Origin of the sequence: Paenibacillus terricola (assembly GCF_014779765.1) — a bacterium.
In the GTDB taxonomy this organism is placed as follows: Bacteria; Bacillota; Bacilli; order Paenibacillales; family Paenibacillaceae; genus Paenibacillus_T; species Paenibacillus_T terricola.
Map to the genome: position 1 here is coordinate 1,398,314 of NZ_JACXZA010000001.1, position 24,310 is coordinate 1,422,623.

A 24,310-nucleotide genomic window follows, 5' to 3' on the forward strand; every position below is an offset into this window, starting at 1 on the left:
TCAATGTTCCAACCTTCGTGTCGCCTCTGCGGTCTTACGTCCCCATACGAATGTCAACACGGTCGCAATGGCGCCTGCTGCTCCGCCAAGCCAGAAGCCGCTGTCAATGCTCCAGCGATCATTCATCCAGCCGGCGACGAATGGTCCAGCGAACATCCCGACCGAATAAACAGCTTGGTAGAAGCCCATTGCTGTCGCACGTTCATTCAACTGCGCTTCACGAATAGCTAAGCTGAGCAGCATCGGCAGCAGTAAGCCTTGCATAAAGCCGTTCACTGCTTGTGTAGCTGCCAGGACGATAAGATTCGGACTAACGGAGATAAGTGCGGTGGCGATTGCACCGATGCCGAAACCAATTTGCAGCAAACGCCATTCCCCAAGCTTCGCCGATAATACGCCGCCTGCCAATAAGGATGCGATAGCGTGCGGGATCATGAACGCGAATACGATCGCCGTCAGCAGCCAACCGTCGGCGCCAAGTTCCTTGGCCTTAAGCGGTGTGAAGCCGAACATGGAGATAAACAGCATCGCATGAACAAGTACAGATAACACCGCAGCACGAACGAGCGTCTGCTGCCGGACCACTCCGCGCAGCAGGCGGATCGACATTGGCGGGCGTCCTTCTGCGGCAGGCTCTTCTCGGATGAACAACGCAACAACCAGCCCGCCAATGCCAGCTCCGATCCCGATATAGAACGGGACATGCCAGCCGAACGAATCGGCAAGCGGGGCGCTGAAGGCCATCCCTAGCAACTGGCCTGCTACTGTCATCGCACTTACCTGGCCCATTGCCTTATACGCTTCATCGGGTCGGAAGAGCGAAGCATACATAATCGTGAAAGCAACCCAACTTGATGCACATATGCCGGCCGTTATCCGGCCAGAGAGCGACCAACCGAAACCGCCTGGGATGACGAACAGCAGACAGCTTAACGCACCGGCTGCAAGGCCAAGCATGATGAATGGCTTGCGGCGACCGAGCGTATCGGACCAGAGCCCAATCGGGAATCTTACGAGCAGCTGGACGAAGCCGTAGCTGCCCAGCACAATGCCGATCATACTTAGCGATAGCCCTCTTGATGTTAAGTAAGGGGATAATATCGGTACATACATATACATGGACGTCCAGTAGAGGACGGTCATGACGGCAAACCATACGCGTTGCTGTCGACGCGAAATTCGAAGCGCAGCAGACATTAATCATTACCTCCGTATCCAGTCATAATCGTCGTTAGTCGAGCCGCATACAGCTTCTACTTGCGTATTATACGATAGGATAACGCTAGAATGAGAGAATGTTTAATAATTTTGTAAGAAATGAGTTAAAATTCGTTAAGAATTAAACGCTATTCTAATATAGCAACATATAACAGCAGAAGGATGAGCAATGTGTCGATTCGTACGAGGCTGCAAGTCGCCCTATGGGCGATGGTAATCGTTCCGAACATCATTATGATCAGCTTGATCATATCGCTGCTTTATTTTCTCAGTGACCAGACGCTTCACGAGCTAATGACGAACGAGAAATATTATAAGGATCGGCAAGCGGTTGCACTCGGTGAGCTGTCTTATGTACTGCGGTACGAGCCAGAACGGATGGAGAACGACCAATACTTGAACGATTTTCAGAAACGTCTGGCGGAATTGCAGGCCGGTGTTGTTCTGGAGCGGGAAGGGTACCCGCCAGCCGTAACCCCTATGCTGCGTGAAGCTGCGCCGCATGAAGATTGGGGCAAGCTGGTCGACGATAATCGTGATCAAATTACGTTAGACGGCTATTTGTATCAAATCGTCAGACAAGATGTCGTGTTCGCCGACGGCGTTGAAGGTAAAGTGCTGCTGCTCAGGCAGCAGGAACAGCTTCCGATATATTGGAAGATCATATTTATTGCCATCGGACTGTTTGCGCTTGTTGGAACAAGCATTTTTCTAACCTATATCGTTTCCAGGAGCATCATTAAGCCATTATACTCGCTTAAACGATCGGCCGAGCAGATTAGTGAAGGGATGCTTGATGGTGAAGTAAAGCCGATGAACAAGGACGAGATTGGCGAGCTCAGCATTGCTTTCGAGGCGATGCGGCAGCGACTTAAAGGCTCTATCGAAGATCGACTACAGGAGGAAGAGAACCGCAAACGGCTGCTCTCGCATATCTCCCACGATTTGAAGACGCCGATCACGGCAATCAAAGGCTACATAGAAGGCATCTTGGATGGTGTGGCCAACACGCAGGAAAAGCAGGAGAAATATTTGCGCACCGTGTACCGCAAAGCGACAGATATGGATCGCCTGATTGATGAGCTGTTCTTGTTCTCCAAGCTGGATATGCAGCATGTGGCGTACGATTTTAAACCAATCGATATTCGTCGCTACATTATGCACTTCGCCGAAGACCAGCAGATTGATCTGGAGAAAGCCGGCATTACGCTGGCGCTGCAAGGGATTGAAGGCGAGCCGTTGATGGTGGCGGCTGATACCGAAAAGTTAAGTCGGGTGTTTCACAACATTATTGGGAACAGTGTTAAGTATATGATGGATGAAACCAGCGATGACGAAGGGCGTATAGTTATCTCGCTGCATGGATTGCCAGGTGGCTACATTCAATTCGAAATTAGCGATAATGGGCCGGGTGTAGCACCGGATGCGCTGCCTATGCTGTTCGACCAGTTCTACCGGACGGAGCAGTCGCGAAGCACCGAAACAGGCGGAAGCGGTCTCGGGCTTGCGATTGTGAAACAGATCGTACAAGGACATGGCGGACATGTTGAAGCCAAGCTGCCTGCCAGCGGGGGACTAGCCATCACTGTAACACTGCGCCAATGGATGAACGATCATGAGCATGACGCAGAAAGCAGGTGAAATTGTAACGATGAAGTCCATTCTCATTATTGAAGACGAGCGTTCCATCGCAGAGCTTCAACGCGATTATCTAGAGAGCAATGGCTACCGCGCCGATATTGAGGTGAAAGGTGACATTGGACTGAAGCGTGCGCTGGAAGAGAAGTTTGATCTCATTATTCTGGACGTCATGCTGCCGAATATGGATGGTTTCGAGATATGCCGACGTATTCGGCAGACTGCGAATGTGCCGATCTTAATGGTATCTGCGAAGAAAGAGGACATCGATAAAATACGCGGCCTTGGGCTTGGTGCAGATGACTACATGACGAAGCCGTTCAGTCCAAGCGAACTGGTAGCAAGGGTGAAAGCGCATCTTGCCCGTTATGAACGGCTTACTGGCGATAATCAGAACAGAAGCGACTCGTTGACGATTCGTGGACTGACGATAGACAAGCTAACGCATCAAGTGACGATACGAGATCAGAACATGCTGCTGACGGGTAAAGAATTCGATTTATTGTTATTGCTTGCCCAACATCCGAATCGTGTTTTTACGAAGGAAGAGCTGTTCGAGCGGGTATGGGGATTGGAGTCGATTGGCGATATTGGCACCGTAACCGTTCATATTAGGCGGCTGCGGGAGAAAATTGAGCTCGATCCATCGAATCCGCAATATATCGATACCGTATGGGGAGTCGGATACAGGCTAAAGGTATAAACATGCAGCCTGGATTTGCACTATAGATGTAACAATTATAAATAGGGGAATGGAGTGACGGTATTGAAAAGCATCATTCGATTTTCATTGAACAACAAATTTGCACTCTGGATTATGACCATCATCGTCTTGTTTGCCGGTATGTACTCGAGCATGCAGATGAAGATGGAGACGCTGCCTGATATTACAATTCCGATTGTCAGCGTAACAACGGTTTATCCTGGCGCCGCGCCGGAATCGGTCATGAACGATGTGACGAAGCCGATCGAGCAGCAGGTTCGCAATCTGGAGGGAGTCGAGAACGTAACATCGACTTCGATGGAGAATGCATCCTCCATCATTATCCAGTATGGTTTTGATAAAAATATGGAAAAGGCAAAGGCCGAAATAACAGAAGCGATCAGCGGGCTGAAACTGCCTGAAGGCGTGAATGCGCCAGATATTTCGCGTATCTCGCTGAATGCTTTCCCTGTTATGTCCTTAAGCGTAGCGAATAAGGATCTGTCGCTTGAAGAGCTGACGAAGCTTGTTGAGACAGAAGTTGTTCCTGCCATTCAAGGCACAGAAGGCGTAGCGTCTGTTCAGATCTCCGGTCAGCATGTGAAGTCGGCAGAGCTGACGTTCAAGTCGGACAAAATGCAGCAATACGGTCTGACGGAAGATACGGTGAAGGGCATTATTAAAGGCTCGTCCCTATCGGTTCCGCTTGGTCTGTTCACGTTCGGCAGCGAAGAGAATACGGTAGTTGTCGACGGCAACATATGGACGGAAGACGATCTGAACAATCTGCAGATCCCAGTCACACCTGCGGGTGCGGGTGGTGCAGCAGGTGCCGGCGCTGGTGCTGGAGCAGCAGGTCAGAACGCACCGCAAGCCGGTGCAGCGATTCAACTGCCTACAGTGAAGCTGTCTGAAGTTGCAGATTTGACGGTTATCGGCAAGGCTTCTTCAATCTCCCGTACGAACGGTCAAGATGCAATCGGCATCTCGGTCGTGAAAGGGGCAGACGCGAATACGGTTGATGTCGTCAACAGTGTGAAGGACGAAGTGAAGAGCCTGTCGGAAGACAATAAAGGCTTGGAAATTCTGACGGTATACGACCAAGGTGAGCCGATCGAGAAATCGGTCAATACGATGCTGAGCAAAGCATTCATTGGCGCTGCGTTCGCTGTCGTCATCATTCTCATCTTCCTGCGCGATATTCGTTCGACGATCATTGCCGTCGTATCGATTCCATTGTCGATCTTCATCGCGCTGCTTATTCTGAATCAACTTGATATTACGCTTAACATAATGACACTCGGCGCCATGACCGTCGCCATAGGACGGGTAATCGATGACTCGATTGTCGTTATCGAGAACATGTACCGCCGTATGTCACTTGCTACGGAGAAGTTGACGGGTAAAGAACTGATGCTCGAATCGACACGAGAAATGTTCATCCCGATTCTTGCATCGACGATCGTAACGATCGCTGTATTCCTGCCGATGGGCTTCGTATCGGGCGCAGTCGGCCAGATCTTCATGCCATTCGCATTGACGATCGTATTCTCGCTGCTCGCTTCATTGCTCGTTGCGATTACGGTCGTACCAATGCTTGCCCACATGATGTTCCGCAAAGGATTGAAGAATGCGAAGCATCACGAAGATAAGCCAGGTCGCTTGGCCGGCGCATATCGTCGTACGCTTCGTTGGACGCTCGATCATAAAGTCATCACGTCGCTGGTTGCGATTGTTCTGCTCGTCGGCAGCTTGTTGCTGACGCCGCTCATCGGTTTCAGCTTCCTCCCTTCCGAGGGCGAGAAGACGATGATGATTACGTATAACCCAGCACCAGGTGAGACGCTTGAGCAAGTAACAGATCTGGCTTCGAAAGCAGAGAAGGAGCTGCTCAGCCGTAACAATGTAGAAATGATGCAATACACGATTGGCAGCGGTAATCCGCTCAACCCGGGCGCTTCGAAGCAAGGGCTTATCTACTTGAATTACAATGAAAAAACGCCGAAGTTCGAGGATGAGAAAACAGCTGTTATCGATATGCTCGCAGGCCTCGGCGGCAAAGGCGAATGGAAGCAGCAGGACTTCACAGGCGGCGGCCTTGGCGGCAGTGGCATGTCGCTGACCGTATACGGCCCAGATATGGACACGCTGCAAACCGTTGTAGGTCAAATCGCTGACAACTGGAAGAAGAACGACAAACTGACGAATGTCGATACCAGCCTTGCGAAGTCGTACAAGCAGTACAAGCTTGTTGCTGATCAAGCGAAGCTGAGCCAATACGGCTTGACGGCTGGTCAAGTGGCAATGGCGATCTCCCCAGTTCGTACGCAAGAGCAGCTGACGACCATCACGAAGGATGGGGAGAAGCTGAATGTTACGGTACATGTGGAAGCCAAAACGTATAACAGCATTTCGGATCTCGAGAATGAACAGCTGATGTCGCCGCTCGGATTCGAAGTTGCATTGAAGGATGTTGTGAAGGTAGAGGAAGGTCAGTCGCCGAATACGATTACGCGTAAAGACGACAAAGTATATGCGGAAGTAACCGCAGATGCGAAGACAGCCGATATCTCCAAGGTTTCGTCTGATGTACAAAAACAAATCGATGCCATGGATCTTCCTGCTGGCGTATCGACCGAAATGGGCGGTGCAACGCAGGATATGAACGAGGCGTTTACGCAGCTGATCCTTGCGATGGTTGCCGCAATCGCTATCGTATACCTCGTGCTCGTCATCACGTTCGGCGGCGCGCGTACACCGTTCGCAATTCTGTTCTCGCTGCCGTTCACCGTTATCGGTGCATTGGTTGGTCTCCTGATCGCAGGTGAGACGATTAGTGTTACGGCATTGATCGGTATGCTGATGCTCATCGGTATCGTAGTCACGAACGCGATCGTATTGGTTGACCGCGTTATTCATAAAGAAGCAGAAGGTTTGTCCGTACGTGAAGCGTTGCTCGAAGCAGCAGGCACGCGTCTGCGTCCGATTCTGATGACAGCAATCGCAACGATTGGCGCATTGCTCCCGCTCGCACTCGGATTTGAGTCCGGCGGTCTGATCTCCAAAGGTCTTGGCATTACGGTAATCGGCGGTCTGACGAGCTCGACGCTGCTCACGCTCATCTTCGTACCGATGGTGTACGAGCTGCTGAACCGCAAACGGAAGTTCAAAGCTAGATCGGCTGAATAAGCGAAGGTTAGTGAAGGTTAGATGAATCGCTGTTAAAGCCGCAAGATATGTAGAGGTTGTCCCGAAGCCAGCGCACTGGTGAAGGGGCAACCTCTTTTTGCGCATACAAGCAGGCTCGAATTGTTGTTAGGTTTTGTGTATGGATTAATCGTGGCAATTGGAGAGAAATTAAACAAGATCGGTTTCGGTTTCCGTTTATTCAACTATCCAACAGGGAGGATTCCCATGCCAATAATGAAGTGGAAGAAGTGGTTCATTGCAGCTATTACACTTATAGCTTTGGCTGATCCAACGGCGAGCAGCGCTGCTGCTGCGAGTGCGCGGCTTCAGCCTGAATATGCCCAATGGGGACGGCAAGCGGTTGATTACACAAGCCAGGAATATAAAGCGGAAGTAGTCGACTATGCTTATGAAGGGCGATATCCTTCCGTAGACGGCAACGTGGAGTATCGCTTTCGGTTGTGGGTTCGTAAGGCAAGCCGTGAGTATGCCATTCGAGTAGCTGTAAGTGTCAATCCATCGACAGGTGAACGGGTAGGGCTCAAGCTGACAGAATTGCAATGAACAACAGATCAACGATAGGCAGAAAGGATGATTCCTTATGTTGATGACGACGACGAATGCGATTGAAGGCCGTGCAATCGAGGACTATATCGGTATTGTTACCGGAGAAGCCATTATGGGCGCTAACATTGTACGTGATTTCTTGGCTTCGATCACAGACGTGATCGGCGGACGCTCCGGCGCATACGAGAACAAACTAAAGGAAGCGAGAGATGTCGCCTTTGAAGAAATGCGTGCACAAGCCGTTCGATTCGGTGCGAATGGTATCGTTGGCGTCGACATTGACTATGAGGTAGTCCGAGACGGGATGCTGATGGTCGCTGTAAGCGGTACGGCTGTTAAATTCCGCTAAGGTGGACATCGCTATTGCAATCTAGTTACAATGGAATGGACGACCATTTCAGTTATTGAAGGAGACAGGATTTATGTATACAGAAATAAGCACGGACGAACTGCGCGACAGATTGGAGCAAGGCGAGAAGCTGTATCTAGTCGATGTTCGTGAGCCTGATGAATGGGAAGACGGCCATGTGCAAGAGGCGATCAACATCCCGCTGTCGCAGCTGCAAGCGCGGGTTGGGGAATTGGCTGCCGGCGGCGAAGAGCCGTTCATTCTCATGTGCAGAAGCGGCAATCGCAGCAGCCGAGCATGCGATTATTTGACGGCGCTTGGCTACGAAGTCGTTAATGTGGCCGGGGGCATGCTGAACTGGAACGGGAAAGTGGTTTCTGGCGCGTAACACGTAAGTTTTGAACAGAGATGGAATGAATAAAGCTCGTATTTTCTTCGTCTACCAGGATGGGGAGGATACGGGCTTTTTTTGATGCGGATAGATAGCATATGCCAGTGCCAGTATGAAACAAGAACATGAGACATGCTCGACGCGTAGTGGACATACAATGGGGAGAGACGAGGAAGGAGCGATGCGTCTATGTCTGTTCAAATGTTAAAACCTCCGATAGAGACGGTGGACGCTGAATCTCATCCACTGGAAGCTAATCCATCTGATCCGATCTCTATCGATCTTCGAATAGGTGGTATGCACTGTACGGCTTGCGCTGCCCGGATTGAGAAAGCAGTTGGTCGTCTTCCTGGCGTGAAGCAGGCTGCGGTCAGCTATGCTTCGCGTTCGGCATGGATCGTCTATGAGCCATCACGATTAAGCGTCAATGATATCGGCAATGTCATTACGAGGCTTGGGTTTCAATCCTCCTCGGAGCAGCGGCCAGCGTTCGACCGGCAGGAGAGGACGATGCTCCTGCTTAGGCTCATACTATCGGCGCTGCTGACGATTCCATTGCTGTGGCCGATGGCGCATCATTTTGAGGCGCTCTCCTTCATTCCGGTACCGACTATCTTAATGAACCGATGGGTTCAGCTCGGGCTTGCAACGTTGATCCAATTAGTGCCTGCCGCTCCATTCTACTATGGCGCTTATTATGCGTTGAAGCAGAGGGCAGCCAATATGGATGTCCTCGTAGCTACAGGAACGACAGCGGCTTATCTTTACAGTCATTACATGGTGTTCCGAGGCGGAAGCTCAATGGCTGAAACCAATTCAGCGCTTTATTTTGAGACATCGGCGGTCGTCATTACAGCTGTGCTCTTGGGCAAATGGATAGAGGCTGCGGCGGCTGGCCGCACAGCTTCGGAGCTAGGCAGTTTGGGCGAGCTTCAGCCGTTGATGGCGACCATTGTTCGCGAAGGAAGTCGAGAGCAAGTTGCGTCGGCACTACTGCAAGCGGGGGATGAGGTAATCGTTGAGCCTGGACAGCCGTTCCCTGCTGATGGCCTGCTGTTATCCGATTCGGCGGAGACGGACGAATCGCTGCTGACAGGGGAGAGCCGGCTTGTTGCCAAGCAGCGCGGTGAACGTGTCTATGCAGGGACAATGAATGCACGAAACGAAGTTCGTGTTTATGTGAAAGCCTCAGGTGCGACTACAGCGCTGTCGCGGCTTCACGCCATGATGCGGGAAGCGTTGGCTTCCAAGACGTCTGTCCAGCGTAAAGTGGATGTGATTGCGGGCATATTCGTACCTGTGATGATCGGCCTGTCAATCGCAACGTTCATCGTAAGTATGATCTGGTGGACGAAAGGAAATGGCGAAGCAGCTTTTATACGTGCGTTGGCTGTACTGTTAGCCGCTTGTCCCTGCGCGCTTGGCCTTGCGACACCTTTATCGCTTGCGGCAGCATCAACCGCTTCCGCTAAGCGGGGCATTGTATTGAAACAGGCTGATGCGCTGGAGACAGCAGCTCAGCTGCAGGCTGTTGTACTGGATAAGACAGGTACGCTGACAGAAGGCCGTGCACAAGTGACGGCTGTTCATGCAGAGACGTTGCATCCTGCTGCGCTGCTTCGGTTAGCTGCGGCTGCAGAAGAACATGCGACCCATCCATATGCTGCAGCCGTTCGAGCTGCTGCATCGAGTGCTGCTTATGCGCACAATAATGAAACACCAACCCGGATGTCGAACAAATCCGCTGGCAGTAGAGCAAATCACACAGAGGGCGGATCGTTAGTCGAAATGGACGGACATACGGTTGCAGTCGGCGGATACGATTATGCAATCAAGTATAGTTGGCGGTTAACAGACTCGGTTCGACGGTTTGCAGTCGAGCATGAACGCAAAGGTGAGACGATATGGTACGTGGCAGTCGACAGCCGATGCGAAGGAGCCATTGCATTAGCAGATCCGCTTCGAGCAGATGCGCGGGAAGCGATAGCGATGCTTCGCAAAGCTGGCATTCGGCACATTGTGCTTGCGTCTGGTGACCGGGAAGCAGCTGCATCGGCCATCGCTTCACGCGTTCGGATAAGAGAAGTCCATGCATCGCTGCGCCCGGAACAGAAAGTGGCGCTCATTCATTCGCTCCAGCAGCGACACGGTTCTGTCGCCATGGTCGGTGACGGATGGAATGATGCCCCTGCGCTTGCAGCAGCTGATGTCGGCTTTGCCATTGGCGGCGGAGCAGATGCGGCGATGGGAGCGGGGCAGCTTGCGCTGCTGCATGGCCGGCTTACCGGGGTTGCGGATACGGTGCGGATCAGCCGGTTAACGATGCGCAATGTAAAGCAAAATCTAGCGCTTGCCTTTCTCTACAATGCAGCTGTCATCCCAAGTGCTGCGTTAGGGCAGCTGCAGCCATGGATGGCCGGAACTGCAATGGCGCTTAGCTCATTATCAGTTGTTGGCAATGCGATCATCCTTCGGTTGCAGCTTAGGCGGAAGTGGTAAGGACTATATTGACTTTTGTGATGGGAAGGATAGACAAAAAGCATGTCCGATGATATAGTTACTTTCGTTCATTCAATTGGATATGCAATCGAGCAGGTGCTAGTCGGCGATGCAAGTCAGATCGATCCGCACGGCACAATAGGGAAGCCGGTGTAATTCCGGCACGGACCCGCCACTGTAAGAAGCGCTTGGCATGTAAGATAAACCAAGTAACCGCACCGACACCAGTCACTGAGGATCTCCTTGGGAAGACGTTGGTACGCGGGCTTCAAGTCAGGATACCTGCCTGTCTCGTACATGCATCTACCTACGTGGTGTTAGGGAAGGTGTTGGATAATCGCTAATAACGTAGTCCTATCTGTTGTCTAGCTGCTAATGCAGTTCTAAGACAGGAGCGAGGATTCGTTGACTGAAGCATTTCCGACCCTTGCGGCGGGAATGCTTTTTTTATTTTACATAGCTTGAAAGGAAGAGATGAACATGAACAAGCAACAAGCACAATTGCGGTTATGGAGGAAATTGGGCCTTCTTTCAATCGTAATGGTTCTGATGCTGCTCGCAGCATGCGGCAGCAAGGACAACAGCACGAACAATGATAATAGTTCGAACAAGCAGCAGCAAGAACAGACAGCGGAGCAAACGAATGATCGGAAGACGGAGCCTGCCGCCGAGCAGCCTGGCGCGACCGTGTATCCACTGACGATCAAGGATGATTCGGGTACAGAGATTACGCTCGAGAAAGCGCCAGCTCGCATTGTGACGCTTGCGCCGAGCGAGACGGAAATCGCATTCGCAATTGGTGCTGGTGACAGTGTGGTAGGCGTCGACGAGTACAGCAACTATCCAGAGCAAGCTGCCGCTATCGAGAAAGTCGGCGATATGACGACCAACATCGAGAAGGTTACTGCGCTGCAGCCGGATCTTATCCTAGCTTCCGTGTCTGCTAACAAGCAAGCCATCGAGCAGCTGCGCGCACTGAAGCTGAACGTATATGCAACAGAACCTAAGACTTACGATGCCGTCATTGCGAAGATTAAGAATATCGGCATTCTGACCGATAAGCAGCAGGCTTCTGTTGAAGTGGCTGATCATATGAGCCAAGTCAAAGCAGATGTTGAATCGAAGCTTGCCGGCGCCGATAAACCAACTGTACTAATAGAAATTTCGCAAGGCTGGACGGTTGGTAAAGGTGAATTTATGGATGAGCTGCTGACACTGGCAGGCGGCACGAACGTTGCGCAGAGTAATGGTTGGCATGAGTTCGATGCTGAACAGATCGTGAAGAGCAATCCGCAAGTCATTGTATATCCTTCGCTGGCCGAGAGCCCGAATCCGATTCTGGAAGCGATCAACTCCCGTCCAGGTTGGAAAGTGATTGACGCCGTGAAGAATAATCGTCTCGTTGAGGTGCCGGAGGATCCGCTGTCCCGTGTCGGCCCACGTCTTGCAGATGGACTGCAAGTACTCGCGAAGGCGATTCATCCGGAGCTATTTCAATAACGAATGAGACTGCGATCAGTCTTATATGGAGGAGCAGCTATGCTCCTTCTTGTCGTTTCTATCGGTCTGGCGGTTTCGATCGGTTCAGCGGGCTTATCGCTGTCAGACGTATGGGGCATTCTTATTTACAAAATAACCGGTATCCATCTGTTCGGCGATTGGTCCGATAGTGACGTCGCGATCGTCGTGCAGATCCGACTGTCGCGCGTCATCCTTGCGGTGCTCGTCGGCGCTTGTCTAGCGACAGCTGGCACAGGCTTCCAAGGCGTGCTGCGCAATCCGCTTGCAGACCCTTACACATTAGGCGTCGCGTCCGGCTCTTCGGTTGGCGCGGCTTTTATCATTTTCTTCGGTCTGCAGTCGCTGCTTGGCCTGTGGACGATTCCGCTAGTTGCGTTCGTAACCGGCGCGCTGACGTTGTTCGCCGTATTCGCGCTTGCCCGTTCCAAAGGGGCGATGGCGATCGAAACGCTCATTCTTGCAGGCGTAATTATTCAGTCCTTCCTTGGTGCTTTTGTTTCGTTCATGGTCTCTATGTCTGAAGGGGTTGTGAATCAGATTCTATACTGGCTGATGGGAAGCTTGGCACTTCGAAGCTGGGATCATGTGTACATGCTGATTCCGTTCCTAATTGTTGGCGTTCCGCTTATCGCGTTTTATGCCCATCGGCTGAATCTGTTCGCTTTCGGCGAGCGGCATGCCGCTCATCTCGGCGTTAATGTCGAGCGAACGAAGCTTATCGTGCTTATCGGCTCCACACTGCTTACCGCAGCGGCGGTGTCGGTGTCGGGCGTTATTGGTTTCGTAGGCTTAGTCGTACCGCATCTACTGCGGTTGCTAGTAGGTCCAGACTATCGTCGCATCATTCCGCTATCAGCAATTGGCGGCGGCATCTTCGTCCTCTGGGCGGATACGGTGGCTCGGATTGCATTATCCCCGCGGGAGATACAGCTTGGGATCGTCACAGCTCTTGTTGGTGCGCCGTTCTTCGCATTGCTGTTATATCGGCATAAGCTTGGCGGGAAAGGAGACGTGTAACGGATGATTGAAGCGAAGCAGGTTAGTCTGGCGATTGACCATTCGACAGTAGTGAATCAGATGACGTTCACGTTCTCGAAACCAGGGATGTATGGCATCATCGGACCCAATGGCGCTGGCAAAACATCGCTGCTGAGGCTCATGTCAGGTGCTGCACAGCCTTCCTCGGGAAAGATTCTACTGCATGGTAAACCGATCGGGGGTTATCCTCGCAAAACATTAGCGCGAACAATGGCTGTCTTGCAGCAGGGTGGACTGCCGCCTGTCGGATTTTCCGTGCGCGACACAGTGGCAATGGGACGGTTCGCCTATCAGGGCTGGTTCGGTGATGAGCGGGAGGATCCTACGCCGCTGATTGAATCAGCGCTCAGTCGAATGGGGCTTACTGAGCTTCAGCATCGTCCGCTGGATCGATTAAGCGGCGGTGAACGCCAGCGTGCGGCACTTGCCCAGATCATGGTGCAGAATCCGCTGATCATGCTGCTCGATGAGCCGACTACGTATCTCGATATCGGCTATCAACTTCAACTGCTCGAGACCGTGCATGCGTGGCAGCGCGAGCGGGGAATGATCGTTGTGGCAGTGCTGCACGATTTGAATCTAGCCTCGTTATATTGCGATCAACTGCTTGTTATGAAAGATGGTTCTCTGTATGCCTCTGGCAAGCCAAGGGATGTCATTACGAAAGGGCTTGTCCGTGATGTTTATCATGCAGACGCGGAAGTGATATATACCGAAGAAGGCGGGACTCCGCAAATTGTTCTACACCGCGCAGGGCGGTTGTTGAAGGAGCCGTTTCCATCGGATCGAATTCAATTTATGCAGCCAATTGGGCGTTAATCCATTAATAAATCAAGGGAGCGTGTTGTATTGTGTCAACAAACCGAGAGAGTGAGCTGCGCAGCAAGCTAGAGGAGGAAATTCGGAGAATTGAGCCGCTGGACGAATCAGCAATACAGCAGGCGGAGCAGCATCTGCTTAATTTGACGAAGCCCCCTGGCAGTCTCGGCAAGCTTGAGGATATTGCACGTCAGCTTGCAGGTATTACAAGCTCGCTGCATCCCGATCTATCGCGCAAAGCCATAATTGTGATGGCTGCAGATCACGGGGTATGCGAAGAAGGCGTAAGTGCATTCCCGGCAGAGGTTACGCCGCAGATGGTGTTGAATTTCCTGGCAGGCGGAGCTGCTGTGAACGTGCTTGCAAGACAAGCAGGCGCGGATGTCCGTTGTGTCGATATCGGCGTTAATGCCGAGCTCAGTCACCCAGAGCTGATCAGCCGTAAGCTTATGCATGGCACGAACAATATAGCTAGAGGACCTGCAATGACCCGCGAGACAGCGATCGAAGCGGTGCTGGCCGGAATCGAAGTTGTCGATCAGCTATGGCTGGACGGTTATCGGATGTTTGCAACAGGTGAGATGGGTATCGGCAATACGACGGCAAGCTCCGCTGTGATGTCCGTTATGACCGGCGATTCGCCTGAAGAGGCGGCAGGCCGGGGAACGGGTATTAACGATGAACGTTTTGCGCACAAAATGGCTGTCATTCGCCGTGCGATCGAGACGAATGCACCGGACGCATCCGATCCGATCGACGTGCTTAGCAAAGTGGGCGGACTTGAAATCGCAGGTTTGGCAGGGGTCATTATTGGCGCAGCATCGCGCAAATGTCCGGTCGTAATCGACGGATTCATTTCTTCAGCGGCCGCGCTTATTGCAGCTTCGTTGTGTAAGGATGCCGTGTCTTATATGATTGGGTCGCATCTGTCGGACGAGCGGGCGCACGGCCAACTGCTCCTTAAGATCGGCTTATCGCCTGTAATCCATCTGTCCATGCGTTTGGGAGAAGGAACTGGCGCAGCGTTGTGTTTCCACTTCATTGAAGCGGCGCAGCGCGTTATGCGCGAGATGGCGACGTTCGACAGTGCTGGCGTATCACGCGGGTAACGATTGTACAGGGGGACACATCAATCATGGCAGTTCTAATCACTGGCGGCGCGCGCAGCGGCAAAAGCTCGTTCGCCGAGCAATACGCAGCGAAGCTCGCAGATAAAGGCGTGTATATCGCTACAGCAGCGATAGGCGATGAGGAGATGCGGGAGCGAATCGGGCTGCACCGCAAGCAGCGTGAGGAAGGCTCCTTCCGCTGGCAGACGATTGAGGAAACACTTGCGCTTGCGGAGCAGCTTCGTTCTTTGAAACAAGCTACGGATGCTGCGGTTAAGGAAGGTAATAAAGCACCAGTTGTTCTTGTAGATTGTTTAACCCTCTGGCTGACGAATACGTTGCTTGCCTATGAGCATGAACCGGCTGAACGACTGGAGCAGGAAGTTGATCAGCTCGTCGATGCCATTGCGGGCTACCGTTACCCGCTGCTGCTTGTTACGAATGAGGTGGGAAGCGGGATCGTGCCAGCGTATCCGTTAGGGCGGACGTTCCGTGATGCGGCGGGACGAATGAATCGCCAAATCGCAGCGATAGCGGATCGAACGTTTCTCGTCGTCAGCGGAATCCCGGTTGATCTCAGCCGGATTGCCGTATCGCTGGACGACCTGTGATCGGTATTCTATACAGTTGGCCGGAGCTTCTGTTAATGAGCGCGGCGGCAGTGATCGTCGATCTGCTCGTCGGCGACCCGAAATGGCCAACGCATCCGGTCATTCGAATCGGCCAGTGGATCCGCTTGCTGGAGAAACGGCTTCGCCGCGGTGCTGATGTTGATGCGAAGCCTTCCGTTATTCGGCTTCGTGGCATTGTACTGACCTTAACAACGGTACTATTGGCTTGGCTAGCGATGCTGTTGATCGTATTCGCTGCCGATGCTATACATCGCTGGCTTGGTTACGCAGTCAGTGTATGGTTCATCTCGACGACGATTGCCGTCAAAGGTCTGAAGGATGCGGCGATGCTCGTTTATCGTCCGCTGGTGGCAGGCAATTTGCCCGAGGCGCGCAAATATGTCGGTTATATCGTAAGCCGCGACACGGATCATATCGATGAACCGGATGCGGCAAGAGCGGCGGTAGAAACCGTAGCAGAGAATACGGTCGATGCGTTTCTGTCTCCGCTCTTATTCGCAATCCTAGGAGGTGCGCCGCTCGCAATGGCATACCGAGCTGCGAATACGCTAGATTCGATGGTTGGTTATCGGAATGAGAAGTATCGGTATTTCGGTTGGTGCTCTGCAAGGTTGGATGATGTGTTGAACTACGTGCCAGCAAGACTTAGCGCGCTGTTGATGCCGCTATCGGCCATGCTTCTTCCAGGTATGTCGGTTGGGCGATCGATCCGAGCTGTGTGGAAGTTTGCTCGGCTGCACCCGAGTCCTAACAGCGGTATTCCCGAATCGGCGGCTGCTGGCGCTCTTGGGATCGAGCTCGGCGGTATCAACCGTTATTTTGGACAAGACAGTGAACGGGCACGACTCGGTTGGCCGCTGCGCACGCTAGCGGCAGGCGACATCCTGCAAACGGTTAAATTGTTATATATGACGACAATGCTGACATGGATAGGAGTAATAGCGTTATGGTGGGCCGTACGATAAGAAACAGCATGAACGGTCTGGTGGCTGCCGTTCAATTGCTGACGCGTATCCCGCTGCCGATTCAAGTTCCCTTTGACCCGCCGACACTAGCTGTCAGTATGATTTCGTTCCCTTTTGCAGGGCTGTTGATTGGACTTCTTACAAGCGGAGCAGCATCATTGCTGCATCTGCTCGACATGCCGATGCTCGCTGCAGCGATAACGCTTGGTTGGTGGATTGCGCTTACGGGTGGATTGCACTTGGACGGTTGGATGGATACAGCTGATGGCGTGTTAAGCGGAAGGCCGAGGGAGCAAATGCTCGAGATTATGAAAGATAGCCGAGTAGGGGCGATGGGCGTCATTGCCGCTGTCGTGCTGATTCTCATTAAGTTTGCAGCACTCTATACGCTGTTCGAACGGGCAGATTCGCCTGCAGTTTGGTTGTTGGTGGCTACAGGACCGATATGGAGCCGCTGGTGGATGACGGCTGCGATTACGCTGTGGCCGAATGCAAGAGAGGGCGGAATGGGTGCGATGTTCCGTGCTGCAAGGCTACGGCATGTGTTAGGTTCATTGATCACAGCGGCGATCGTATCGGCTGTATTGTTGTATTTTTCTAATTTGGATGCCGAGAAAGCCGTCATTTCATTGGTTGTGATTGCTGCCTCGGCAGCGCTGACAGGGACATTGTTGGCGGTCTGGCTGAATCGGAAGCTGGGCGGGCTGACCGGCGATACATATGGCGCTATGAATGAAGCGGCAGAGGCGGCTTGTCTTGTCGCAGTATGCATTGCGGTCAAAGTGTGGTTGATGTAATACGAAGTTGTAGGAGGTGGCAGCATGCTGGAACGGTATGGGCATGGAGGCGACTTAGTGACCGCGTCGGATTTGTTCGGCATAACCGCCGACGAGTTTGTTGATTTTAGCTCGAATATGAATCCGTTTGGACCGCCGGAAGTTGTCCTTCATGTGCTGGAGACGAAGTGGCGTGAGCTTGATCGGTACCCGGATCCGGCAGTTCGCGGTCTGCGAAGCAAGCTTGCACAGCGGCATGGAATCAAGCCAGATCATATCTTGTGCGGCAACGGTGCGGCTGAGTTGATTGATCTGGCGATCCGTGCGCTGCGTCCGAATCAAGGTGTCGGACTAGCTGTGCCATGTTTTGGTGAATATGCGGATGCGGCGCACAAGTACGGTGGCAGCGTTGTGAAGGTACCGATGTTCGAGGAGGATTCGTTCCGACTGTCGGCGGAGCGTGTGTTGGAAGCAGCATCAGGCTATGATCGTCCGGGAATCTGGATGCTAGGCTCTCCGAACAATCCGACAGGGGTGACCGTAGATCGCGACTTAGTGCTGCAGTTGCTTGACACGGGTGCTTTCGTTGTTATCGACGAGGCGTTTCTCGACTTCGTCCCGAATGAAGAAGCTATCACGCTCATTCAGGAAGCGACGAGGCGGCCAAATCTGCTTGTCATTCGATCGATGACGAAATTCTATGCGATTCCCGGTGTTCGTCTCGGCTATGCGGTAGGCTCTGAGGAGACGATTGCTCAGATGCGCGGGCAGCAGACGCCATGGAGTGTCAGCTCGCTTGCGCAGTGGATAGGTGAGGCAGTGCTGGACGAAGAGGCGTATGCGCATCGTACGCAGAGGTGGCTCGCTGAGGAGCGGGCGTGGCTGACGAACGCGTTGGGGGCACTTGGCTGCAAGGTGTTCGATAGCATAACGAATTACTTGTTGATTAAATTACCTGACGAGTCTGCGATTGAAGCAGCTCAGCTCCAACAATTGATGGGGCAGCGCGGGGTATTAATTCGCGATGCATCGCATTTTGAAGGATTAAACGGACGGTTTATTCGTGTGGCTGTTAAGCTTCGCGAACTCAATGAACGGCTTATCCAAGCATTGTCTGAATGTTTGCAGCAGCGTTGATTCGCTGGTTGGAATAGGAGTGACAACATAAGATGCAGCCATTTCGCACACAAGCATTGTTCCGCTCGGCGTATTGGCAGGATGTCACCGCGGAGTTATCGGGAGATAAGGACGGCGATCGGATTACGGTCGCCATTCCTGATAGGCTCCGTACGTTGAGCAATGCTGTTTACAACGGTGGAATATCGTCTGTTGATCGGCTCGTGAATTGGAAGGTGCCGCTTGATTATAACGGTGGCGATCCACAAGAGGAGATTGCTTCGCAGCTTAGTCAATGGAACCTCGCACCGAAGCGCTCCGTCGTTCTCATGACAGCAGCCAAGCTTACGCATGCCTCAGTCGCAGAGATTGCAGATAGCCATTTCAAACTTATCTGCATCACCACGTCGGGAACACGCAACGCTGCACGCGCTGGCAGCGACAGGACAGTGTACCCGGCATGGCGAGCTGGCACAATTAACACGATGCTGCTGTTCGACGGACAAATGACCGACTCGGCAATGGTTAACGCCCTCATGACGGCAACAGAAGCCAAAGCTGCTGCCTTACAGGATATCGGCCTACGCGATATGGACAACGGACTCATCGCTACAGGCACGTCGACGGATGCCGTTATCTTAGGAGTAAGCGGCAACCCCGCCTACGGCGCTGTTCATGAATATGCTGGCACCGCAACCGAAGTGGGTGCGGCAATCGGCAAGCTCGTCTATGACACGGTATATGAGTCGGTAACGACGCAGCATGAGGATTGACGGGCGGGAGAGTAGGTTGGTCGCTAGCAGATGGTTGTATAGAAGTGAAAAAGTACGGGTGTTTGTCTCCGAGGAGTAGAATCAGTCGTTTCAAGCATAAATCTTTCACCGTAGGTGCAGAACTGCACCTACAAATCACCAAACCTCGATAAACCATCTCGGTAGGTGCAAACCTGCACCTACTGATCATTAAACCACGATATCCAATCTCCGTAGGTGCAATACTGCACCAACAGAACGTGAGACTCTCTATATCGAGCCCCATAGGTGCACTAATGCACCAACGGTAGATGAGACCAAGAAACTCCACCGCTGTAAGTGCATAGCAGTACCAGCCCCTTGGATTGTTCACTCCGAATAGGACCACTTCGCAATCTCAAGCATTTGTTCGGTCATATATTGAGCAGAGTACATGAAGTTGGATTGAATCCAATACCTGATTAAGCCTAGAATCGTGTAAACGGACTGATTTATGAAGATGGCACGATTGATGTGAGAAGGAATTTGTGGGAACAATAATTCAAATTCGTCTTCATAGATGACTTTAATCGCTACACCCAGCTTCTCCTGAAATCCAAAGCTTGTGCCTTTGAATAACAAACTGAATGCAGCGGCATTCTCTTGGATGTACTGAAAAATTACAACCGTGGAGTGCGTCAAATTGTGAATATTATATTCCTCTCGTTTTCCCTCATACGGTGCTCGGAAAGCAGCCAAGAACCCTTCAATTGTCTCCTGAATTAGCTCGTCCAACAATTCCTCTTTGAATTGGTAATGCGCATAGAAGGCTCCCCTTGTATATTCCGCACGTGCAACAATTTCTTTAATCGTAATTTCTCTAATATCTTTCTCGTTCAGCAAAGAGATGAGGGCTGTTTTGATCGCTTTTTTCGTTCGGATCACGCTGCTATTCGGGTTCTTATTGCTCATTGCACATCCCTCGCCAAGTTGTCTAAAGTTTGCGTTTCTATATACAAAATTATATACATGTGTTCAAACTTAAACAAACGTCTACGAGATGTAAATTGAAGGATACGCTTTCAAGATCAATAATAAGGGTGTGTATGATATTCAAACCGTGCAATAGCTAACTCAACATAAAGGAGTGTTTCAATTGAAATTACAAGGAAAAGTAGCAGTCGTAACAGGTGCAGGTTCCGGTATGGGCAAAGCAATTGCAACGCTGTACGCGCAAGAGGGCGCTAAAGTCATTGTTGCGGATATCAATCAAGCTAGTGTAGATGCGGTAGTCACTGAAATTAAACAAAACGGCGGTGAAGCAGCAGGTGCTGTTGTCAATGTCGGGAAAAAAGAAGACGTTGAGAATATGATCAACGCTGCCGTATCGGCATACGGTTCGCTTGACATTCTCGTTAATAATGCAGGTGTAATGGACAACTTCACTCCTGTCGGAGATGTATCGGACGAGCTCTGGGATCGTCTGATCGACATTAACCTCAAAGGGCCATTCATGGCATGCCGTACTGCAGTCAACATTATGAAAGAACAGCCGAATGGCGGTGTAATCGTCAATAATGCTTCGGTCGGCGGGTTGTTCGGTACACGCGGCGGCGCAGCCTATATTGCATCGAAACATGGTCTTATCGGTCTTACGAAAAACATCGCTTCCACTTATGGTCGTGAAGGCGGCAATATCCGTGCAAATGCAATTGCTCCTGGCGGTGTCAACACAAACATCCAGTCGACCATTACAGCCCCACATCCGCTTGGTCTCGCTGCGCTTACGGATGCTGGTCCAGGCAAACTGGCAGATCCAATGGAAATTGCTCGTGTCGCGTTGTTCCTTGGATCAGACGACTCCAGTTTCGTGAATGGTGATGTCATTAAAGCAGACGGAGGCTGGACGGCTCGTTAATCGCACTTATAACAAAATCCACAGTCGAGGCATTCACGCCTCGTTCTGTGGATTTTTGGTTTATTCAGTCCTCTTCGTATAATTGTAATCAACCACACCATCTAATAAGGTGGGACCTGTTACGTGCATTGCAACTGGTTCATCTTCTATAAATGCAATCTCGATGGGTAACGATTGAACCTGATAGACGTTAGTCGAAACTGGTATCAATCGGGTTCTAGTCCACACTTGAGGTAGGGAGTCAACGAGTAACGTTCATGATACCGATTCAATCTGAATGGAGCAGTCGGAGAGACCTTCCTGACTGTCTTGCAAAGCTAGGTGGCTCTAAGTTGGAAGGTCAACGGTACAACGACAGCGAATACGGTTATGGTGTCAAAGTATACGCCTATGGTGAACACTGCCAGAGACGCCAAAAAGTCCATTACAGACAGAGCGCTTACATCGGAGTATCCATATCGTTTATTTAGAAAGTAGGCAGACCATGAAGCTTAAAGGGACATGGACGGAACAGACTTATAGGGAACAATTAATCGCTTCGAAAACAAGACTGTTCAACGATAGAGACATGCGAAGGTTCCTTAGCGTCATCAGAGAGACATTTCCTGAGATGAAGACGGCCTACATTTTATATTGGATCCCCGAGCAGGGGGAAGATATCATTACATTCCTTATAGATACGCATTCCATAATCGATATTGAATTGGACCGTTATGATGAGCGAATAGCACCGATCATGAGTGTGATTCCGATTGAAAACTGGTCGAAGGGGCTAAGTAAAACGAATCAGATAAAACTTGCAGTCGCTATGGAATTGGCTAAGAAGGATCTTGAATCGAAGTAAAAGGATGGAGAATAGAAACTTTCTATAAAAAATCAACCTCCCATTGAGACAAAGCTGTCCTAACGGGAGGTTTTTGAATGGATCAATCGTTATCTGCCAGTCCCAGCAGCTTAAACGTCGCATCATCGACAACGACGGGGGCTGTTGAGACTTTGTTTAGACTGAAGCTGCTAATTAGTTCTTGTGCTGCAATCGGTTCGGTACGATCATGCAGGCCGCTCCATGCAGCAAGCGCGCCAACGATGAGCTCTGGCGGTAGTCCGCTCTCGCGAATGGAAGCCAGCGAGATGGCGCCGTGCCTCTTCGCAAGCCGATTGCCGTCAGGTCCTAAGAGCAGCGGGACATGCGCGAAGCGCGGCGGCGTCAGACCGAGAGCTTCATACAACAGCAGCTGCCGTGGCGTGGAGTCCAGCAAATCGTAGCCGCGCAGGACATCGGTGATGCCCATTGCAGCATCGTCGACGACGACTGCAAGCTGATAGCTGATGATGCCATCGGCACGTTTGACGACGAAGTCGCCTCCAGCGCCAGACTCGAAGGTCTGCGGACCAGCCGCTTCATCAACGTAAGAAATCGGATGATCAGGCATGGCGAATCGGAGTGAAGGCTGCTTGGCAGCGCCGCGTTCTTCACGTTCGGATGGCGTCAAATGACGGCACAGGCCTGGATAAGCCGGCCCCTCAGATGATAAACCGTGCGGAGCGCTTGCGATCGCTTGAAGGTCGGCGCGGCTGCAGAAGCAAGGATAAAGCTTGTCCTGCTCGAGAAGCAGCTGCAGCGCAGCCTCATATTGCTCTTCCCGTTCACTCTGCACATAAGGAGAGTAGGATCCGCCGATATCAGGGCCTTCATCCCAATCAAGCCCGAGCCAGCGCAGGTCACTCAGCGCCTGCTCCGCGTAATGGGGCTTCGATCGAGGCTTATCGATATCTTCGATGCGCAGAATGAATTGGCCGCCCGCGCTGCGTATTTGCAGCCACGAGAGAAGGGCGGTTCGTGCGTTGCCAATATGCATAAGACCGGAAGGTGTCGGTGCGAATCTTCCGCGTATCATCGATTAAGTCACCTCCGTATTGCTGTATTGAAGCAAGCTTGGAGCGATGCTTCGTCACGATTTCAGTTTATTTGAATAAAAAATAATGGGTATGGACGCTAAGACAAGCCATATTCTAGCATGGCCGATATTTTCGAATCAACTGCAAGTACGGATTAAGCTCATAGCGGGTCAATGATTGACCAATGCTACGATGGACATGGTACAATAGATCATATTTTGGTGAACATTGGTGCTTGGAGGTTTGAAGAATGCTGTCGATTATCGCCGTGACGAAGAAGCAGGAGAAGCTGATCGATTTGACGATGGACGATATCCGCGCGAATAGCGGCGATTACGAATGGTATTGGGTCGATTTTGACCAGCCTTCGGATCAGGAGATTGAACTGTTATCGTCCTGGTTTCATTTTCACCCGCTGGCGATTGAAGATTGTCTGCATCGGCTGCAGCGCCCTAAGATGGACCATTACGGAGAAACGCATTTCTTCGTGCTGCATGCGCTGCAACCGGAATCGCTATTCGTTCACGAAGTGAATTTGTTTCTGAACGCGAAGTTCGTTGTGACGTTCCATACGCATCCGTCACCTGAAGTTCGCGCTGCAATGGATAAAGTACTGGCGACTCCTTCTTCGGATGAGAAGCGTTTGCAGCCGCTGCATGCGGCGTATCATTTGATGGACGAGCTCGTGGACCGCTATTTTCCTGCCGTATATGCGATAGATGATCATCTTGCGGAGCGGGAAATCGAGAATTCGGAACGTTCTGGAACTGCGCTGCTCGATGCGCTGTTTGATATTCGCTCCAGACTGCTGCATTTGCGCAAGACGATCAATCCGATGCGGGATCTGCTCTATCGAATATTGGGCTCAGACCGAATTGATGAACTGCCGGGGCAGCGAGCGTTCTTCGCGGACGTTCATGACCATCTATTGAAGCTGTCGGAGATGATCGACGCAAGCCGAGAAATGACAGCCGATTTGCGGGACAGTTACATGTCCTACAGTTCCAACCGTATGAATTCGATCATGAAAACGCTCACGGTTATAACGACGATTTTCATGCCGCTGACGTTTATCGCCGGGATATATGGGATGAACTTCGATCATATGCCTGAGCTGCATTGGCGTTCTGGATACGCGGACGTCCTTGTTCTAATGTTTGTGCTCGGCTTGCTTATGTATCTGTGGTTCAAAAGGAAAGGCTGGTTCGATTAAGCGAGAATCAGAAGATTTC

The 24,310-nt window shown here is 51.5% G+C and carries 22 protein-coding genes and 1 riboswitch; of the genes, 19 read left to right on the forward strand and 3 right to left on the reverse strand.

Translation table 11 applies throughout. The features are described 5' to 3' along the window. Nucleotides 1–1,197, reverse strand: a complete 1,197-nt coding sequence (locus tag H8B09_RS06165) for an MFS transporter (RefSeq protein ID WP_191202532.1) — start codon at nucleotides 1,195–1,197, stop codon at nucleotides 1–3. Nucleotides 1,198–1,389: 192 nt separating this feature from the next. Here H8B09_RS06165 and H8B09_RS06170 point away from each other — a divergent pair, with 192 nt between their 5' ends. The 16 genes from H8B09_RS06170 (at nucleotide 1,390) to H8B09_RS06245 (ending at nucleotide 19,303) form a co-directional block, all read left to right on the forward strand. Further along, a complete protein-coding gene (locus tag H8B09_RS06170) occupies nucleotides 1,390–2,859 on the forward strand; it encodes a sensor histidine kinase (protein WP_191202533.1) in 1,470 nt (489 codons plus the stop codon). Nucleotides 2,860–2,869: 10 nt separating this feature from the next. Further along, nucleotides 2,870–3,559 (forward strand): response regulator, encoded by a 690-nt coding sequence (locus H8B09_RS06175; protein WP_191202832.1) that lies wholly within the window; start codon nucleotides 2,870–2,872, stop codon nucleotides 3,557–3,559. 63 nt (nucleotides 3,560–3,622) lie between these two features. Beyond that, a complete protein-coding gene (locus H8B09_RS06180) occupies nucleotides 3,623–6,748 on the forward strand; it encodes an efflux RND transporter permease subunit (protein ID WP_191202833.1) in 3,126 nt (1,041 codons plus the stop codon). Nucleotides 6,749–6,973: 225 nt separating this feature from the next. Further along, nucleotides 6,974–7,312, forward strand: a complete 339-nt coding sequence (locus tag H8B09_RS06185) for a DUF3889 domain-containing protein (RefSeq protein WP_191202534.1) — start codon at nucleotides 6,974–6,976, stop codon at nucleotides 7,310–7,312. A gap of 37 nt (nucleotides 7,313–7,349) precedes the next feature. Continuing rightward, a complete protein-coding gene (locus tag H8B09_RS06190; protein WP_191202535.1) occupies nucleotides 7,350–7,664 on the forward strand; it encodes a YbjQ family protein in 315 nt (104 codons plus the stop codon). A 73-nt stretch (nucleotides 7,665–7,737) separates the two neighbouring features. Continuing rightward, entirely contained in the window at nucleotides 7,738–8,052 is a 315-nt protein-coding gene (locus tag H8B09_RS06195; RefSeq protein ID WP_191202536.1) for a rhodanese-like domain-containing protein, read from the forward strand. A 192-nt stretch (nucleotides 8,053–8,244) separates the two neighbouring features. Continuing rightward, nucleotides 8,245–10,554, forward strand: coding sequence for a heavy metal translocating P-type ATPase (locus H8B09_RS06200; protein WP_191202537.1), 2,310 nt, complete (start codon nucleotides 8,245–8,247; stop codon nucleotides 10,552–10,554). Between the two features lie 77 nt (nucleotides 10,555–10,631). Next, a riboswitch (cobalamin riboswitch) is annotated at nucleotides 10,632–10,858 on the forward strand. Between the two features lie 176 nt (nucleotides 10,859–11,034). Continuing rightward, a complete protein-coding gene (locus H8B09_RS06205) occupies nucleotides 11,035–12,054 on the forward strand; it encodes an ABC transporter substrate-binding protein (RefSeq protein ID WP_191202538.1) in 1,020 nt (339 codons plus the stop codon). 39 nt (nucleotides 12,055–12,093) lie between these two features. Beyond that, nucleotides 12,094–13,092 carry a FecCD family ABC transporter permease gene (locus H8B09_RS06210; RefSeq protein WP_224753272.1) on the forward strand — a complete coding sequence of 333 codons (999 nt, stop codon included), beginning with the start codon at nucleotides 12,094–12,096 and terminating at the stop codon, nucleotides 13,090–13,092. A 3-nt stretch (nucleotides 13,093–13,095) separates the two neighbouring features. Further along, nucleotides 13,096–13,932 (forward strand): ABC transporter ATP-binding protein, encoded by an 837-nt coding sequence (locus tag H8B09_RS06215; RefSeq protein WP_191202540.1) that lies wholly within the window; start codon nucleotides 13,096–13,098, stop codon nucleotides 13,930–13,932. Between the two features lie 29 nt (nucleotides 13,933–13,961). Next, the gene (gene cobT / locus H8B09_RS06220) at nucleotides 13,962–15,041 is read left to right on the forward strand and encodes a nicotinate-nucleotide--dimethylbenzimidazole phosphoribosyltransferase (protein WP_397376049.1); all 1,080 of its coding nucleotides are present in this window, start codon (nucleotides 13,962–13,964) and stop codon (nucleotides 15,039–15,041) included. A gap of 26 nt (nucleotides 15,042–15,067) precedes the next feature. After that, the gene (gene cobU, locus H8B09_RS06225; RefSeq protein WP_191202541.1) at nucleotides 15,068–15,652 is read left to right on the forward strand and encodes a bifunctional adenosylcobinamide kinase/adenosylcobinamide-phosphate guanylyltransferase; all 585 of its coding nucleotides are present in this window, start codon (nucleotides 15,068–15,070) and stop codon (nucleotides 15,650–15,652) included. A gap of 35 nt (nucleotides 15,653–15,687) precedes the next feature. After that, nucleotides 15,688–16,638 carry an adenosylcobinamide-phosphate synthase CbiB gene (gene cbiB / locus H8B09_RS06230; protein WP_191202542.1) on the forward strand — a complete coding sequence of 317 codons (951 nt, stop codon included), beginning with the start codon at nucleotides 15,688–15,690 and terminating at the stop codon, nucleotides 16,636–16,638. Next, complete coding sequence (gene cobS / locus H8B09_RS06235; protein ID WP_191202835.1) at nucleotides 16,620–17,435, forward strand: adenosylcobinamide-GDP ribazoletransferase; 816 nt, start codon at nucleotides 16,620–16,622, stop codon at nucleotides 17,433–17,435. Before cbiB ends, cobS begins: the two co-directional genes overlap by 19 nt. 24 nt (nucleotides 17,436–17,459) lie before the next feature. Then, nucleotides 17,460–18,551, forward strand: coding sequence for a threonine-phosphate decarboxylase CobD (cobD, locus tag H8B09_RS06240; protein ID WP_191202543.1), 1,092 nt, complete (start codon nucleotides 17,460–17,462; stop codon nucleotides 18,549–18,551). Between the two features lie 32 nt (nucleotides 18,552–18,583). Further along, the gene (locus tag H8B09_RS06245; protein ID WP_191202544.1) at nucleotides 18,584–19,303 is read left to right on the forward strand and encodes an adenosylcobinamide amidohydrolase; all 720 of its coding nucleotides are present in this window, start codon (nucleotides 18,584–18,586) and stop codon (nucleotides 19,301–19,303) included. A 348-nt stretch (nucleotides 19,304–19,651) separates the two neighbouring features. Here the strand turns inward: H8B09_RS06245 and H8B09_RS06250 are convergent, their stop codons facing one another. Continuing rightward, on the reverse strand, nucleotides 19,652–20,233 hold the full coding sequence (locus tag H8B09_RS06250) for a TetR/AcrR family transcriptional regulator (RefSeq protein WP_191202545.1): 582 nt from the start codon (nucleotides 20,231–20,233) through the stop codon (nucleotides 19,652–19,654). Between the two features lie 184 nt (nucleotides 20,234–20,417). On the opposite strand from H8B09_RS06250, the gene H8B09_RS06255 reads away from it, so the two are divergent. Together H8B09_RS06255 and H8B09_RS06260 are read left to right on the forward strand one after the other, a co-directional pair. Further along, nucleotides 20,418–21,179 (forward strand): glucose 1-dehydrogenase, encoded by a 762-nt coding sequence (locus H8B09_RS06255; RefSeq protein WP_191202546.1) that lies wholly within the window; start codon nucleotides 20,418–20,420, stop codon nucleotides 21,177–21,179. 484 nt (nucleotides 21,180–21,663) lie between these two features. Continuing rightward, entirely contained in the window at nucleotides 21,664–22,023 is a 360-nt protein-coding gene (locus H8B09_RS06260) for a hypothetical protein (protein ID WP_191202547.1), read from the forward strand. 82 nt (nucleotides 22,024–22,105) lie between these two features. Here H8B09_RS06260 and gluQRS read toward each other — a convergent pair whose 3' ends face one another. Further along, nucleotides 22,106–23,077 (reverse strand): tRNA glutamyl-Q(34) synthetase GluQRS, encoded by a 972-nt coding sequence (gene gluQRS / locus H8B09_RS06265; RefSeq protein ID WP_191202548.1) that lies wholly within the window; start codon nucleotides 23,075–23,077, stop codon nucleotides 22,106–22,108. A gap of 251 nt (nucleotides 23,078–23,328) precedes the next feature. Between gluQRS and corA the strand changes: the two genes are divergently transcribed. Next, nucleotides 23,329–24,291, forward strand: coding sequence for a magnesium/cobalt transporter CorA (corA, locus tag H8B09_RS06270; protein ID WP_191202549.1), 963 nt, complete (start codon nucleotides 23,329–23,331; stop codon nucleotides 24,289–24,291). Nucleotides 24,292–24,310: the final 19 nt, after the last annotated feature.

What these genes read in the sequence shown, in the direction of transcription:
- cobU (WP_191202541.1), top strand. Translation starts at nt 15,068, where the DNA reads ATGGCAGTTCTAATCACTGGCGGCGCGCGCAGCGGCAAAAGCTCGTTC.
- cobS (WP_191202835.1), top strand. Translation starts at nt 16,620, where the DNA reads ATGGTGGGCCGTACGATAAGAAACAGCATGAACGGTCTGGTGGCTGCC.
- H8B09_RS06175 (WP_191202832.1), top strand. Translation starts at nt 2,870, where the DNA reads ATGAAGTCCATTCTCATTATTGAAGACGAGCGTTCCATCGCAGAGCTT.
- cobD (WP_191202543.1), top strand. Translation starts at nt 17,460, where the DNA reads ATGCTGGAACGGTATGGGCATGGAGGCGACTTAGTGACCGCGTCGGAT.
- H8B09_RS06165 (WP_191202532.1), bottom strand. Translation starts at nt 1,197, where the DNA reads ATGTCTGCTGCGCTTCGAATTTCGCGTCGACAGCAACGCGTATGGTTT.
- H8B09_RS06195 (WP_191202536.1), top strand. Translation starts at nt 7,738, where the DNA reads ATGTATACAGAAATAAGCACGGACGAACTGCGCGACAGATTGGAGCAA.
- gluQRS (WP_191202548.1), bottom strand. Translation starts at nt 23,077, where the DNA reads ATGATACGCGGAAGATTCGCACCGACACCTTCCGGTCTTATGCATATT.
- H8B09_RS06205 (WP_191202538.1), top strand. Translation starts at nt 11,035, where the DNA reads ATGAACAAGCAACAAGCACAATTGCGGTTATGGAGGAAATTGGGCCTT.
- H8B09_RS06210 (WP_224753272.1), top strand. Translation starts at nt 12,094, where the DNA reads ATGCTCCTTCTTGTCGTTTCTATCGGTCTGGCGGTTTCGATCGGTTCA.
- H8B09_RS06260 (WP_191202547.1), top strand. Translation starts at nt 21,664, where the DNA reads ATGAAGCTTAAAGGGACATGGACGGAACAGACTTATAGGGAACAATTA.
- corA (WP_191202549.1), top strand. Translation starts at nt 23,329, where the DNA reads ATGCTGTCGATTATCGCCGTGACGAAGAAGCAGGAGAAGCTGATCGAT.
- H8B09_RS06250 (WP_191202545.1), bottom strand. Translation starts at nt 20,233, where the DNA reads ATGAGCAATAAGAACCCGAATAGCAGCGTGATCCGAACGAAAAAAGCG.
- H8B09_RS06185 (WP_191202534.1), top strand. Translation starts at nt 6,974, where the DNA reads ATGCCAATAATGAAGTGGAAGAAGTGGTTCATTGCAGCTATTACACTT.
- cbiB (WP_191202542.1), top strand. Translation starts at nt 15,688, where the DNA reads ATGAGCGCGGCGGCAGTGATCGTCGATCTGCTCGTCGGCGACCCGAAA.
- H8B09_RS06200 (WP_191202537.1), top strand. Translation starts at nt 8,245, where the DNA reads ATGTCTGTTCAAATGTTAAAACCTCCGATAGAGACGGTGGACGCTGAA.
- H8B09_RS06190 (WP_191202535.1), top strand. Translation starts at nt 7,350, where the DNA reads ATGTTGATGACGACGACGAATGCGATTGAAGGCCGTGCAATCGAGGAC.
- H8B09_RS06245 (WP_191202544.1), top strand. Translation starts at nt 18,584, where the DNA reads ATGCAGCCATTTCGCACACAAGCATTGTTCCGCTCGGCGTATTGGCAG.
- H8B09_RS06215 (WP_191202540.1), top strand. Translation starts at nt 13,096, where the DNA reads ATGATTGAAGCGAAGCAGGTTAGTCTGGCGATTGACCATTCGACAGTA.